11 protein-coding genes and 3 pseudogenes are annotated in these 14,856 nt (G+C 67.0%); 7 read left to right on the top strand and 7 right to left on the bottom strand.

Annotated features, from left to right (window positions below; genetic code table 11):
- Positions 1 to 42: 42 nt before the first annotated feature.
- The 7 genes and pseudogenes from urtA (at position 43) to H6844_05955 (ending at position 6,593) form a co-directional block, all read left to right on the top strand.
- Positions 43 to 1,318 (top strand): annotated as a pseudogene (gene urtA / locus H6844_05985) (urea ABC transporter substrate-binding protein).
- Positions 1,319 to 1,421: 103 nt separating this feature from the next.
- Positions 1,422 to 2,348 (top strand): annotated as a pseudogene (gene urtB / locus H6844_05980) (urea ABC transporter permease subunit UrtB).
- Positions 2,349 to 2,361: 13 nt separating this feature from the next.
- A complete protein-coding gene (urtC, locus tag H6844_05975) occupies positions 2,362 to 3,495 on the top strand; it encodes an urea ABC transporter permease subunit UrtC (GenBank protein ID MCB9928947.1) in 1,134 nt (377 codons plus the stop codon).
- A gap of 12 nt (positions 3,496 to 3,507) precedes the next feature.
- Entirely contained in the window at positions 3,508 to 4,254 is a 747-nt protein-coding gene (urtD, locus tag H6844_05970; GenBank protein ID MCB9928946.1) for an urea ABC transporter ATP-binding protein UrtD, read from the top strand.
- Between the two features lie 11 nt (positions 4,255 to 4,265).
- Positions 4,266 to 4,961 (top strand): annotated as a pseudogene (urtE, locus tag H6844_05965) (urea ABC transporter ATP-binding subunit UrtE).
- 108 nt (positions 4,962 to 5,069) lie between these two features.
- Positions 5,070 to 6,245 carry an acetamidase/formamidase family protein gene (locus H6844_05960; protein ID MCB9928945.1) on the top strand — a complete coding sequence of 392 codons (1,176 nt, stop codon included), beginning with the start codon at positions 5,070 to 5,072 and terminating at the stop codon, positions 6,243 to 6,245.
- A gap of 15 nt (positions 6,246 to 6,260) precedes the next feature.
- Complete coding sequence (locus H6844_05955) at positions 6,261 to 6,593, top strand: zinc ribbon domain-containing protein (protein ID MCB9928944.1); 333 nt, start codon at positions 6,261 to 6,263, stop codon at positions 6,591 to 6,593.
- Positions 6,594 to 6,695: 102 nt separating this feature from the next.
- On the opposite strand, the gene H6844_05950 is transcribed toward H6844_05955, so the two are convergent.
- From H6844_05950 to H6844_05920, 7 genes are all read right to left on the bottom strand, one after another.
- Entirely contained in the window at positions 6,696 to 7,205 is a 510-nt protein-coding gene (locus H6844_05950; GenBank protein ID MCB9928943.1) for an OsmC family protein, read from the bottom strand.
- Positions 7,206 to 7,353: 148 nt separating this feature from the next.
- On the bottom strand, positions 7,354 to 8,103 hold the full coding sequence (locus H6844_05945) for an ABC transporter ATP-binding protein (protein MCB9928942.1): 750 nt from the start codon (positions 8,101 to 8,103) through the stop codon (positions 7,354 to 7,356).
- The gene (locus H6844_05940) at positions 8,091 to 8,903 is read right to left on the bottom strand and encodes an ABC transporter permease (protein ID MCB9928941.1); all 813 of its coding nucleotides are present in this window, start codon (positions 8,901 to 8,903) and stop codon (positions 8,091 to 8,093) included. Before H6844_05940 ends, H6844_05945 begins: the two co-directional genes overlap by 13 nt.
- A gap of 4 nt (positions 8,904 to 8,907) precedes the next feature.
- Positions 8,908 to 9,909 (bottom strand): ABC transporter substrate-binding protein, encoded by a 1,002-nt coding sequence (locus H6844_05935; protein ID MCB9928940.1) that lies wholly within the window; start codon positions 9,907 to 9,909, stop codon positions 8,908 to 8,910.
- Between the two features lie 269 nt (positions 9,910 to 10,178).
- Positions 10,179 to 11,336 (bottom strand): hypothetical protein, encoded by a 1,158-nt coding sequence (locus tag H6844_05930; protein MCB9928939.1) that lies wholly within the window; start codon positions 11,334 to 11,336, stop codon positions 10,179 to 10,181.
- 179 nt (positions 11,337 to 11,515) lie between these two features.
- Complete coding sequence (locus H6844_05925; GenBank protein MCB9928938.1) at positions 11,516 to 12,493, bottom strand: quinone oxidoreductase; 978 nt, start codon at positions 12,491 to 12,493, stop codon at positions 11,516 to 11,518.
- 111 nt (positions 12,494 to 12,604) lie between these two features.
- Positions 12,605 to 14,671: a PAS-domain containing protein gene (locus tag H6844_05920; GenBank protein ID MCB9928937.1), complete on the bottom strand. Its 2,067-nt coding sequence runs from the start codon at positions 14,669 to 14,671 to the stop codon at positions 12,605 to 12,607.
- Positions 14,672 to 14,856: the final 185 nt, after the last annotated feature.

Below are 14,856 nucleotides of genomic sequence, written 5' to 3'. Positions count from 1 at the left end.
CGGCGGTTCATCCGCCCCGGTCATGAAACGAAGGAGCGCGCTATGTCCGACAAGGATCCCACATCGCCCATTCTCGGCCCCCTGAGCCGCCGCAGCGTCCTGGCGGGCGGTGCGGCGCTGACCGCCGGCCTGTTCGCGCCGAAATTCCTGCGGGCGGCGGACTTCCCGACCGCGGCGGTCAACACCACGGGCCTGGCCGTGACCGACACCACGGCGACCGTCGGCATTCTGCACTCGATCACCGGCACGATGGCGATTTCCGAGACCGGGTCGGTCCAGGCGGAAAAGCTGGCCATCGCGCAGATCAACGCCATGGGCGGCGTGCTGGGCCGCAAGATCGAATTCATCCAGGAAGACGGCGCCTCCGACTGGCCGACCTTCGCCGAAAAGGCGAAGAAGCTGCTGGTCAACGACAAGGTTGCCTCGGTCATGGGCTGCTGGACGTCGGCCAGCCGCAAGGCGGTGCTGCCGGTATTCGAGCAGTATAACGGCTTCCTCTACTATCCGACCTTCTATGAGGGCCTGGAACAGTCGCCGAACGTGATCTACACCGGCCAGGAGGCGACGCAGCAGATCATTGCCGGCCTGAACTGGGTGGCCGAGACCAAGGGCGCCAAGTCGTTTTATCTGCTGGGCTCCGACTATATCTGGCCGCGCACCTCGAACAAGATCGCGCGCAAGCACATCGAAAGCCAGCTGGGCCTGAAAGTGGTGGGCGAGGAGTATTATCCGCTCGGCCACACCCAGTTCAACTCGGTCATCAACAAGATCCGCCTGAAAAAGCCGGACGTGATCTATGCCATCGTCGTCGGCGGGTCCAACGTCGCCTTCTACAAGCAGTTGAAGGCGGCCGGCATCGATCGACCAAGCAAAACCGCTGCTGCTCACCATTTCGGTGACTGAAGACGAAATCGCGGCATCGGCGGCGAGAACATCGTCGGCGCATGCGCCTGCATGAAGTACTTCCAGAGCGCTGGACAACCCGAACAACAAGGCGCGTTCGTCGCCGCCTTTCAAGAAGATGTGGGGCGAGAACATGGTGATCGGCGACGTGACGCCAGGCCGCCTATCTCGGGCCGTGGCTGTGGAAATGGCGGTCGGAAAAGGCCGGCCTCCTTCGATATCGACAAGATCGCGGCGGCGTCGCCGGGCATCGAGTTCACCAAGGCGCCGGAAGGCTTACGTCCGCATCCACGAAAACCATCACCTCTGGTCCAAGACGCGCGTCGGCAAGGCCCGCAGCGACGGCCAGTACGAGGTGGTGTACGAGACCGCCGACCTGGTCGAGCCCGATCCGTTCCCGGAGGGCTACCAGTAAGCCTCTGCCCCCCGCCGCGCACAGCACTCCGCGACCGGGACCGCCGGCGTCGCGCGCCCGCGACGCGGGCGGCGTCCGGGCCGCCGACGGAGAACGGAATCCCATGTTCGCCGACTATTCGATTGGCGAATTGGCGCCATCTTTGCGATGCAGGGCTTTGCGGGCCTGATCCTGTTTTTCGGTCTTTGTGTTGATGGCGCTCGGCCTGGCGATCATCTTCGGCCAGATGGGCGTCATCAACATGGCCCACGGCGAATTCATGATCCTGGGCGCCTATGTCACCTACCTGCTGTCGCACGTCTTCGCCGATTACCTGCCGGGCCTGTTCGGCATCTATTTCTTCATCGCGATGATTGCGGCCTTCTTCGTCTCCGGCGGGCTGGGAATGCTGGTGGAGTGGGCGCTGATCCGCCACCTCTACAAACGGCCGCTGGATACGCTGCTGGCCACCTGGGGCCTCAGCCTGATCCTGCAACAGGTCTATCGCTCGGTGTTCGGCGCGCGCGAGGTGGGCGTCACCATTCCCGACTGGATGATGGGCGCGCTCCAGGTGACCGACCTGATCGAGGTGCCGATCAACGGCCTGTTCGTGATGATGCTGGCGCTGGGCATTTCGCTGGCGGTCTATTTCCTGCTGTTCCGCTCCGGCTGGGGCAAGCAGGTCCGCGCCGTCACCCAGAACCGGACCATGGCGGGCGCGGTCGGCATCAACACCGAACGCACGGACCGCCTGACCTTCGGCATCGGCTGCGGCGTCGCCGGGGTCGCCGGCGCGGCCTTCACCATGATCGGCTCGACCGGGCCGACGGCGGGCCAGCTCTATATCGTCGACACCTTCCTGGTGGTGGTGTTCGGCGGCGCGGCCAGCCTGCTCGGCACCATCGCCTCGGCGTTTTCCATCAGCCAGGCGCAATCGATCATGGAGTTCTTCCTGTCCGGCTCCATGGCCAAGGTGCTCACGCTGATGACGGTGGTCGGCATTCTGATGCTGCGCCCGCAGGGCCTGTTCGCCCTGAAGCTGCGGAAATAGGGGAAAGACCGTCATGCTTGCGCGCAACCGCTATTTCACCCTGTCGGAGATGGTCGGCTTCGCCGTCCTCGCCGCCGTCATTTTCCTGGTGCTGCCGGCCGCCCTCGACTCCTTCCGCCTCAACCTGTTCGGCAAGTACCTGACCTATGCCTTCGTCGCGGTCGGCCTGGTGCTGTGCTGGGGCGCGGGCGGCATTCTGAGCCTGGGCCAGGGCATTTTCTTCGGCCTGGGCGGCTATTGCATGGCCATGTTCCTGAAGCTGGAAGCCTCCACGCCCGAGGCCACCAAGATCCAGTCCACGCCGGGCATCCCCGACTTCATGGACTGGAACCAGCTCACGGCCTTGCCGTCCTGGTGGCAGCCCTTCTACAGCCTGCACTTCACCCTGTTCGCGGTCGTGGCCGTGCCGACCCTCTTCGCCTTCGTCATCGGCGTCGCCATGTTCAAGCGGCGGGTGGGCGGCGTCTATTTCGCCATCATCACCCAGGCCGTGGCCGCGATCCTCACCATCCTGATCATCGGCCAGCAGGGCTATACCGGCGGCGTCAACGGCATCACCGACCTGCGCACGCTGCAAGGCTGGGACATCCGCACGGACGAGGCCAAGACCGTCCTCTATTTCGTCAACGGCGCGCTGCTGTTCGCCTGCCTGTTCGCCGCCCACTTCATCGCCAAGTCGAAGCTGGGCCGCATCCTGATCGCCATGCGCGACCAGGAGGACCGGGTGCGCTTTTCCGGCTATGACGTGGCCAATTTCAAGATCTTCGTCTTCTGCGTCGGCGCCGCCTTCGCCGCCATCGGCGGGGCGATGTTCACGTTGCAGGTCGGCTTCATGTCGCCGAGCTTCGTCGGCATCGTGCCCTCGATCGAGATGGTGATCTTCTGCGCCGTCGGTGGACGGCTTTCGATCTTCGGCGCGGTCTATGGCGCGCTGCTGGTGAACTGGGCCAAGACCACCTTCTCCGAGAGTTTTCCCGAAATCTGGCTCCTGGGCCTCGGCGGGTTGTTCATCGCCGTGGTGCTGGTGTTCCCGAACGGCCTGGCCGGCATCTACGACCAGTATATCGCCCCCAATCTGCGCAAGCTGCTGCCGCAACGCGCCGCCGACAAGGCGTCCGCGCCCACCGTCCGCGCGCCGGCCGAGTAGGAGGGAGTTCCCATGGCAGACGCATCCGAATTCCTGCTGGCGGTGGAAGGGCTCACGGTCTCGTTCGACGGCTTCAAGGCGGTGGACGATCTCAGCCTCTATATCGACCCGAACGAGTGCCGGGTCATCATCGGCCCGAACGGTGCGGGCAAGACCACGGTTCTGGACCTGATCTGCGGCCGCACCAAGGCCACCGCCGGCTCGGTCAAGTTCAAGGGCCAGGAATTGCTGACCCTGCGCGAGGACCAGATCGTCCATGCCGGCGTCGGCCGCAAATTCCAGACGCCGTCGGTCTATGAGGACCTGACCGTGTTCGAAAACCTGGAGATTTCATACCCCAAGGGCCACGGCGTCTTCGGCGCGCTGTTCTTCCAGCGCGACGCGGCGGTGATCGAGCGCATCCGCGAGGTGGCCGAGACCATCTTCCTGGACAGCGCCCTGAACGAAAAGGCCGCTTTTCTCAGCCATGGCCAGAAGCAATGGCTCGAAATCGGCATGTTGCTGATCCAGGACCCGCAATTGCTGATGCTAGACGAGCCGGTGGCCGGCATGTCGGTGGCCGAGCGGGTCAAGACCGCGGAGTTGCTACAGCGCATTGTCCGCGACCGCTCGGTGATCGTGATCGAGCATGACATGAAGTTCGCCGAGGACATCGCCACCCGCGTCACCGTTCTGCATCAGGGCAAGGTGCTGTCCGAGGGCTCGATGGAGCACGTGCAGGCCGACCCGAAGGTCGTCGAAGTCTATCTGGGACACTAAAGGAGACCGCCATGCTTTCCATCGCCAACCTGCGCGCGGCCTATGGCGAATCCGAGGTGCTGCACGGCCTCGACTTCCAGGTGGAGCCGGGCGAGATCGTCGCCATCATGGGCCGCAACGGCATGGGCAAGACCACGCTGATGAAAACCCTGATCGGCATCGTCCCGGCCAAGACCGGCGCGGTCAGCGTCGACGGCACCGAGGTCACCCGGCTGAAGCCCTATCAGCGCGTCGCCAACGGCATCGCCTATGTGCCCCAGGGCCGGCAAATCTTCTCCACCATGACGGTGCAGGAGAATGTGGAGACCGGCCTGACCGCCACCGGCAAGTCCGCGGTCAGCCCGAGGAGCATCTACGAGCTGTTCCCGGTGCTGCTGGAGATGAAGTCCCGCCGCGGCGGCAATCTCTCGGCGGCCAGCAGCAGCAGCTCGCCATCGCCGCGCGCGCTGGCGTCCGACCCCAAGGTGTTGCTGCTCGACGAGCCGACCGAGGGCATCCAGCCGTCGATCATCAAGGAAATGGCGCGCACCTTGAAGCGCATCCGCGACCAGCGCGGCCTCGCCGATCGTCGTCTCGGAGCAGGTGCTGCGCTTCGCGCTCGACGTCGCCGACCGCGTGCTCGTGATCGAAAACGGCGAATTCGTGCACGAAGCGCCGCGCGCGCCGCATCGACGAGGCGCAAGGTCTCCCGCTTCCTGTCCGTCTGACCCTTCCCGCAAATCCCCGCGCAAAAGCCAGCACCGGCCGAAAGGGAGCCAGACTGACACGCCGATCATTGAAGTCAATCTGAGCGAAACCCGCACACCAACGAGAATGTGCACAATCGCTGGCACCCGGACATCCCGATCGGCGTCTGGGTCGCGCCGGGCGATGATTTCAAGGTCGAAACCTACGACTGGACCGGCGGCCAGATCGCCAACAACGACGATGCGGCCGACGTCCGCGACGTGGAATTGGAGCAGGTGCACTATCTCTCCGGCCCGATCGGCGTGAAGGGCGCCAAGCCGGGCGACCTGTTGGTGGTCGAAATCCTGGACATCGGCGCCAAGGACGAGAGCCTTTGGGGCTTCAACGGTTTCTTTTCGAAGCAGAACGGCGGCGGCTTCCTGACCGAGCATTTTCCGCTGGCGCAGAAGTCGATCTGGGATTTCCACGGCATGTTCACCACCTCGCGCCACGTGCCGGGCGTGAAATATGCCGGCCTGATCCATCCGGGCCTGATCGGCTGCCTGCCGGATCGCAAAATGCTCGACCTGTGGAACGCGCGCGAAAAGGCGCTGTTCGACACCGACCCAGGCCGCGTGCCGCCGCTCGCCGCCCTGCCCGACGGCGGCCCGACCGCGCATATGGGCCGCCTCAAGGGCGACGCCAAGGCGGCGGCCGCCGCCGAGGGCGCGCGCACCGTGCCGCCGCGCGAGCATGGCGGCAACTGCGATATCAAGGACCTGTCGCGCGGCTCCAAGGTGTATTTTCCGGTCTATGTCGACGGCGCCGGCCTCTCCATGGGCGATCTGCATTTCAGCCAGGGCGACGGCGAGATCACGTTTTGCGGCGCCATCGAAATGGCCGGCTGGCTGCACCTGAAGGTGGACCTGATCAAGGACGGCATGGCCAAATACGGCGTGAAGAACCCGATCTTCAAACCGTCGCCGATCACGCCGAAATACGACGATTTCCTGATCTTCGAAGGCATTTCCGTCGACGAAAGCGGCACCCAACACTATCTGGACGTCCACGTCGCCTATCGCCAAGCCTGCCTGAATGCCATCGAGTATCTGAAGAAGTTCGGCTATTCCGGCGCCCAGGCCTATGCCATTCTCGGCACCGCGCCGTGCCAAGGGCATATCTCGGGCGTGGTCGACATTCCCAACGCCTGCGCCACGCTCTGGCTGCCGACCGACATCTTCGAATGGGACCTGATGCCGAACGCGAACGGCCCGGTGAAATATCTCGACGGCTCCGTCGACGTGCCGCTCGCCCCGGACCTGTAAGGAGAGCCATCGCCCATGCCCCTCTACGAATATCGGTGCGAGCAGGACGGCGTGTTCTCGGCCATGCGCCCCATGGCCGAGTACGACCGCCCCTGCGCCTGCCCCGACTGCGGCGCCGACGCGCCGCGGGTCATGCTGACGGTGCCGCGGGTGCTGCGCATGGACGCTGTCCAGCGCCAGGCCCACGCCACCAACGAGCGCGCGGCGGACAGTCCGAAACGCCTTTCCAGTCATGGCCCCGGCTGCGCCTGTTGCAGCGGCGGCCGGACCGCGTCCCGCAAGACGCTCAGCCGGCCGGACGGCTCCAAATCCTTCCCGACGGCCAGACCGTGGATGATCTCGCACTGATGGCCGGGTGCGGCGGACCGCCTGCGCCCGATCCTGCCCCCGGTCCCGACCACGCCGGCCCGGCACCCCGGCGCCGGGACGATCGGGACCGGTTCGGGCGGCTCAACCGGGCGATTTGATGTCCAGTTCCAGCGTGACCGGCACCGGTTGCCTGATGATGTCCAGCACCGGGCAGTGCGCGTTCACCGCCTGGCGCAGGGCCAGGAGCGTCTCCTCGTCGGCACTCGATTCCAGACGGACCGTGCCCGTGATCCGCTGATAGCCCGCGCGCACGCTGTCATCGACGCCAAAGAAGCCGCGCAGATCCAGATCCCCCGCCAGCGTGACGGAGACGTTTTCCAACGGGATGCCGAGCGCGGTTGCGTAAGCCCGGTAGGTGATTTCCTGGCAGGTGCCGAGTGCCGCCAGGATCAGTTCGACCGGGTTCGGCCCCGCATCCTCGCCGCCGAGCGCCGGCGGTTCGTCGACGGTCACCTCGTGCTGGCGGATCTTGGCGACGGTCCGCAGGCCATCCTGCAAGCGCGACTGGGATTGAAACGTCGCCTTGGCACTGTCGGGCCTGACCCGCAGATTCGCCTGCATGTTCGCAATGATGGATTTCAGATCGCTCATAATGGCCTCTTCTGCTTCCCGAGAACCGGACAGACGGCACCTCGCGGAACCGTCGACCCGGATTGGATACGCTATGCTGTTGCAGCCGACGCGGACCGCGACGGCATCGGGGGTGGTGGGGCTGGTGCCATGGGGGGCAGCGGCTTCCTCACGCGTGCAAGCGCTGCGCGATGGACTGGACCAAGGCCGCCGACGCCTGCTCGTCGCGCCGCCGGGATCGGGGAATGGTCACGGGAATATCGGCGGCAATGCCCGCCGGCGCGCCGGCCAGGACCACGACGCGATCGCCCAGAAACACCGCTTCGGCGATATCGTGCGTGACAAACACAACGGACGTGCCGCTCGCCTGCCAAATGCGGACCAACTCGTCCTGCAAATGGGTGCGGGTGATGGCGTCAACGGCGCTGAAGGGCTCGTCCATCAGCAGGATGGCGGGCCGCACCGCCAGCGCCCGGGCAATGCCGACCCGCTGGGCCTGCCCCCCGGAAAGCTGGTGCGGCCAGCGGCCGGCAAAATCCGCCAGCCCGGTGAGCGCCAGCGCATCGCGCACCCGCGCCTCCGCCTCTCCCTGGTCCAGCCGCAGGCCCGTCAGGCCGAGCGCGACATTGGCCGCGACCCGGCGCCAGGGCAGCAGGCGGCTGTCCTGGAACACCACGGACCGGTCGCGGCGGTCCGGCGCCGACGGCACGTTCACCCGCACATCCCCCCGCTCCGTTTCCAGCAGGCCCGCAATGGCGCGCAACAGGGTGGATTTGCCGACGCCGGACCCGCCGACCACACAGACGAACTCGCCATCGCCGACGGCCAGCGAGGCGTCGCGCAAGACCGGTGCCGCGGCTTTCGGGTGGCGCAGCGTAACCCGGTCGATTTCGACCACCGGCAGGCTCAGGGACGCCATTGCAGGATCCAATTCTCCAGACGGACGAAGGCGAAGTCGCAAATCGCATAGACCGCCGAAATCGCGAACATGTAGATCACCACGGCCTCGTAGGCGCCGACACCGGCGGCCGAGTTCATTTCCTGGCCCATACCGGGCACGCCCAGCAGTTCGGCGGCAATCAACGCCATCCAGGCCTGGCCGACTCCGGTGCGGAAGCCGGACAGCATCCCCGGCGCGGCGGCGGGCAAGGTGACGGTGACGCTCCGGCGGACCGCCCCGCCCTGGCCGAACACCCGTGCCAGCTCGTAATAGCGCGGGTCGACACCGCGCACGGCGGCGTGGGTGGCGAAATAGTTGACCCAGAACACGCCGATGGCGATGACGAAGGCGGCGCCCGCATGGCTTACCTGGAACCAGGCAATGGCGAACACCACCCAGGCGAGCGGCGGGATCGGCCGCAGCAGCCGGGCGATATAGGCATGGGCGGCCTCGAACGTGTCGTTGGCAGCGGCCGCGAAGCCAACGGCCATGCCCAGCACGGCGCCGATGCCCAGCCCCCAGACGTAATGGATCAGACTGGAGCCGATGGCCGGCAGCAGGCGCCCGCTGGTCCACTCGTCCCACAGCGCCCGGGGCAGCTTGAACGGGTCCGGCATGGTGCCCGCACCGGTCCAGGCGTAATCGTGCGAGAGTTTCCAGAGCGCGACAAAGGCCAGCACGCCGGCAAGCCCCAGCAGTGCGCGACGGGGCAGGCGCAGTGGGCGCAGCGGTGCGCTGCGCCGGACCGCGTGCCCTCGGGGTTCCGCAAGCGTCCCCATGGCCCTAGTTCGCCGCGGCCTTTGCGGCCTTGTAGAACCGGGTGTCGAACAGCGCGTCCAGATCGACCTTCGCCTTCAACGTGCCGACCTCGGCCTGATAGTCGTGCATGGTGCGGGTGCCGGGGATGATGTAGTCCGGGTCGTCGACGAACGCCTGCTGGCTGTTCTGGAGCGCCTGGACCACCACGGGCTTCGGCATGCGGCCGCCACCGACATATTTGCCGACAGCCGCGGCGGCTCCCTCCGGGTCGTTGCGGAGCGTTTCGGTGGCGCGGATCTGGGCCGCGACCAGGGCCTGGACCAGTTGCGGCGCGCGTGCGATCAGCGCCTCGCGCACGGCCAGCACGGCGCCGGGCTGGCCGGGAAAAAGCTCGGAACCCTTCGCCACCACCTTCGCGCCATCGACCCGGTCGAGCGTCAGCGCCACCACCGGCTCCAGAATGGCCGCACCGTCGACCGCGCCGGTCAGCAGCGCCTGTTGCACCTGGGCCGCGCCCTGGTAAACGACGGTCATGGTATCGCGCGAAATGCCGAGTTGGCGTTCGACCCAGTAGTGCAGCACCGTCTCCGGCACCGAGCCGAGCGGGAAGGTGGCGATCACCGGCTTGCGGCCATGGGTTTCGGCGAATCGGGCGAACGCGGTTTCGGGCGGGCCGGCATCGAAAGCCGCCGCCAGGTCCGGCAGGGCGACAATGCTGATCTGTTCGACCGTGCTGGACGCCACCACCTTCAGGTCGACGCCCTTGGCGCGGGCGACCATGGCCGGGCCGATGCCGAAATGGGCCACGTCGAGCTGGCCGGCCAGCAGCGCCTGGACCATGGCGGGCCCGTTCTGGAACTGGATCAACTTCGGCTCGATGCCGGCATCCGCCAGCCACCCTTCCTCGAGCGCGACGAACACCTGGGAAACCGGCAGGATCGGCATATAGCCGATTTCCAACGTCTCGGCGGCGGCGGGACGGATGGTGGTGAAAAGCAACAGGGCGGCGGCCGCGAAGCCACTCATCCAGCGGGTCATGGCCGAGTCCTTGTGTTCGGTCGGGAAGAGATTTCGGGAATATAGAAAATTTTCCCGATTTCCGCCACTATCCGCGATAAATAGAGATGTGTTTCCTCAATAGATTGGATAATTAACGAATTATCCCAAATTCCGGGCGCGCAAGGGCAAACCGTCGAGTGTTGTCGGGAGAGTCGGAAATTCCTTCACCCGCCGCCTGGGGCCCGGCTCCGCCAGCCCCTTACGCGAAAGGCGGCACCGGCGAACGAACGGACCTCTCAGCGGTCACCCTGCTGCCGGATCGCCGACGAAGACGTATCCAGACGGAAGCGGTGTTCGGGAATCTCCAGAAACAGGTCGGCGAAACGGTGCGGGACGGGAATGTCCCGCAGGGTCATGAGACGGCCGCCGGAATCAACGCGCACCGCCACCAGGAAACTTCCCCCGGACCCGCCGATTTCCTCCAGGGCCGCGTGCATGCGGTCCTCGTCGTCGTCATAGTATTTTGCCGCCACCAGGCGTTCCGCCGTATCGGCACCAATAACGAATGTCGCGCCGGCGAACAGCCGCGACTTTTCCAGAAAGGTGGGCGCCCGGGTCAGTTCGACCGGCGATTTCCAGGCGAATTGCCGGAGACGGTGGCGGACCACGTCGCCCGTCAGCGGCGGCTTGTCGACATTGGTCACCGAAATTTCGAACGTCGTGGGCTGCTGCTGAATGTCCGACGCCGCCTGGGCCAGTCGAACATGCCCGGCATGCACCGGATTGAACGAGCCCGGCATCACCATCGCCGGCGGCGCCGAGGCCAGAAGCAATTGCCCGTCGGGCAAAGCCGTCACCCGATCGACACTGCCGGCCAAGAGCGCGTCGATCCTATCCGCGGCGGCAACCTCCGCCTGGGCGAAGCGTTCGTCCGGGTCGAGCAGACTTTGCGGCGACGGCGCGGCGACGCCGCAGGCCCGCGCCAGCCAGAGAATGATCGCGCGGGCGACCAGCGCCTCTTCCGCCGGCCGATCGCGCCGGCCCTTCGCCAGCACGACCGTGCAATGGGCAATGCTGTCGGCTCCGACGCAGGCGATATGAAATCGGTGTTCGCCGCGGCGCGGCCGGTCGCTCACAAGCGCCGCCGTCGCCCCGAGCCCGACGAGGTCGGCATCCCTCGCCACCATCCCCGATGCCCGCAACCGCGCCTTCTGCGCCATGGCGATCGCCGTATCGGCGCTGCACGCCTGGCCGGGCGCAAACCCCAGGAACGTCTCCAGCGCCTGTTCGCTGTAGGGAACCTGCACCTCGATCAACAACTGCGACCCGCCGGGAATCCGCAACAATTCCCCCACCGCACCGGTGCCGCCGCCGGTTATGGCCAGCGCCGCCTTGCGACCGGAGGTGTGGGCGGCGGAAATCAACTGCGTCCAGGCAGCGTCTGACAGGCTCATGCGAAGCGCACATCTCGACGGAATGATTGGGTGACGATCACCGTATGGGGCGGCGCCTGACGTGTCAATTGCCGCGGCGTCCGGGTTTTCGGCGGCCGATACCCCGGAATATCACGCAATTTCAAGTCACTAGGGTAAATTGGGTTGAGGGCGGCGCGCCCCGAGGACGCGCCGCGGAATCAGACCGTGAACACCGTCGAGCCGGTGGTCTTGCGGCTTTCCAGGTCGCGATGGGCCTGGGCGGCCTCGGCCAGCGGGTAGGTCTGGTTGATCTTGATCCCGACCTTGCCGCCCGCGACCATGTCGAACAGCCGGCCGGCGGACAATTCCAGGTCCGCACGGGTGCCCGTGTAGGCCATCAGCGACGGGCGGGTGACGTAAAGCGAGCCCTTGGCCCCCAGAATGCCCAGATTGACGCCGTCGACCGGACCGGAGGCGTTGCCGAAGCTCACCATCAGGCCGCGGGGGCTCAGGCAGTCCAGCGAGCCTTCCCAGGTCGACTTGCCGACGGAGTCGTAGACCACCGGCACGCCCTTGCCGCCGGTCAGTTCGCGCACGCGCTCGGGCACGCTTTCCTTGGTGTAGTCAATGACATGAGCGTAGCCATGCGCCTTGGCGAGCGCGCATTTCTCGGCGCCGCCGGCGGTACCGATGGCGGTGACGCCCAGCGCCTTCAGCCACTGGCCGGCGATCAGGCCGACGCCGCCCGCCGCCGCCTGGAACAGCACGGTCTGGCCGGCCTTCACCTCATAGGTGCGGTGCAGCAGGTATTCGACGGTCATGCCCTTCAGCATCATCGCCGCCCCCGCCTCGAACGGGATGGCGTCCGGCAGTTTCAGCAGGCTGGCCGCCGGCATGACGCGGGCCTCGGCATAGGCGCCGATTGCGCCGGTGCCATAGGAAACGCGGTCGCCCGCCTGCACATTGGTGACCCCCTCGCCCACGGCCTCGACCACGCCGGCGCCTTCCAGGCCGATGCCGGAGGGCAGCGGCAGCGGATACAGGCCGGAACGGTGATAGGTGTCGATATAGTTCAGGCCGACGGCCTTGTTGCGCACCAGCGCCTCGCCCGGTCCCGGCTGGCCGAGTTCGACCTCCTGCCATTCCAGAACCTCGGGGCCGCCGGTCTTGGCGAAGCGGATTGCATGGACCTTCATGAGACAAGAAGCCTTTGTTCGAATGGGAATTGCCCTGGATTGCGAAGGCCCGACCCTAGAGCAAAACCCGGAGAGACGGAATGCCTTCGGCTCGCCGCGACCGACAAAGCTTTATTGCGCCGCGGTGGCGGGATCGGCCGGCGCGGCGGCGGGCGGCGCGGCCGACGGTCCACGCCGGCGCGGCAGGTGGCAGACCAGCCGCGCCCGGTCGGCCTCGCGGTCGATGGCCAGCGTGCCGCCGTGCAGGACCGCGAGACGCTGCACCAGGGTCAGGGCCAGCTCCTTCTCGAACAGGTGACGATCCGGGCCCACGGGCGGCAGCTGGATGCCGGCGGCGATCTCGACGCCGTCGTCCGTCCCCCGGCAGGTCACGGCGATGCCGGACGCGCCGCGATTGTGGCGGGCGGCGCTGGTCATCAGGTTGAACACCAGTTGCCGCAGCCGCCGTTCGTCCGCCTGGATCGAGGCCAGGCCCGGCGCCGTGACCACGGTCAGTTCCAGCCCCTGCGCCTCGATCTGGGGTCGCACCACCGCGGCAACGGAGCGGATAATCGGGGCGACGGCGATGTCCGCGGCGCCCGCATCCCATTGCCCCGCCTCCCCCAGGGACACGTCGAGCACGCTGTCGATCAGCGCGGCCAGCGCATCCGAAGCCTTGGTGATCCCGGCCAGATACTCCCGCTGGCGCGGGCCGAGCGGGCTATCGGGTTCGGATTGCAACAATTCCGCGAACCCGGCAATGGTGGTGAGCGGCGTGCGCAGTTCGTAGCTGGCATTGGCGAGAAAGTCGGTTTTGAGGCGGTTCGCCTCCTCCAGCGCGGCATTGCGCTCCAGCAGCACCCGCTCGACATTGTAGGTGTCGGAGATGTCACGCACCCGCATCAGCACCCGGCCGTCCGAGAGCGGCGTGCAACTGATATCGAGCACGCGCCCGTCGACCAGGAACAGGCGGCGGGTCTGGGGCTCGCGGTTGGTGACGGCGATGGCCAGCGCCGCGCGCGCGGCCGGCCACGCGTCGGCATCGGCGATCTGCGGCGTCAAGCGGTCCAGCAGATCGGTGATATGCGAGCCGGTGTCGAACCGCACGGCGGCCAGGCCCAGGACGTTCAGGAAGGCCGGGTTGGCGACCGAAAGCCGGCCATCGGTGCCGAACGCGGCGACGCCATCCGCCAGCTGGTCGAGAATGCCCCGTTGCACGGCAATCAGCGTGTTGTAGCCGCTTTCCAGGGCCAACCGGTCCGTCACATCCTCCAGCACGAACAGCAGGCCGCCCAGGGGGTGCGGCGCCACCACCTCGCGCAGCGTGCGGCCGTCGGGCAGGTGCAACAACTGGTCTTCGGGCTGTAGCAGCGTCTGAAACCGGCGTTCGGACCGGCGGCGAAATTCGGCGAAGTCGACAACCTCCGGCAGCCGGCGCTTCTGGCGCAGCGATTCCAGCACCTCGCTCAGCAGCGGGCCGTTTGCCAGCCAGTCCGGATCCAAACCCCAGATGGCGGCATAGGCCCGGTTGAAGAAGCGCAGCCGGCGGTCGCCGTCGAACACGGCGATCCCGGCCCGCAGCTGCTCCAGCACGTCCTGGTGGGCCTCGATATGCGAGGTCAGGTCGGTCTGCAGGGCGTCGATGGCGGACATGTCCTGAGCCGCGCCCACAACCCAACCGTCCGCCAGGGGCCGTTCCGAAAACTGGTAGAGCCGGCGCATACCGGCCACCACCACCGTCGCGCTCTGGGTCTGTTCGACGCCGGTGCGCCGGGCCGAAACCGCGAGGGAGCGGCCGTCATGGCCCAGGTCGCCCCGCCCCAGTTCCCGCCCGCCCACGACCGCCGCGACGGGGTCGGGCGCGCAAACCGCACGGGCGTAGGCGGCGTTGGCCGCGATCATGGTCAGGTCGGGCGCGCGCAGCCAGGCGGGATGGGGCAGACCGTCCAGCAGGGCGCGAAGATGACGGCGCTCCCGCGCCCGGATCGCGGCACCGCCCAACGGGCCGCGCGTCGGCCCAGCGGCTGCGCCCGACCCAGCGGCTGCGCCCGGCCGATGGCCGCGCGACGGCGCGTTGGCGGCGCTGTCGGAGGATCGGCGCCCGCGCAGCCACACCACCGCCAGGGCACCGCCGGCCGCGATCAGCAACGACCAGGCAATGGCCCGCACCGCCCAGTCCTGCAATATCGGGTCCAGCACGCAAGCCCTCGGGCAACGACAACCTTAAGGCGATACCGTAAAACAGGAAAACGCCGGCTGACAAGCGTCAACCGGCGTCTCCGGACACCAATTCCCACCGCGCCCGGCCGTTGCGGAAGCCGCCGCTGCCACCGGGAATTTCCAGGGCAGGCGGCCTTGGCCTTGCGGCTTCCGACCAGGCGCGC

Source organism: Alphaproteobacteria bacterium, from assembly GCA_020638555.1.
GTDB lineage: Bacteria > Pseudomonadota > Alphaproteobacteria > Bin95 > Bin95 > JACKII01.
The sequence above is the reverse complement of the archived record's forward strand: the minus strand, read 5'-3'. Positions and strand labels throughout refer to the sequence as shown.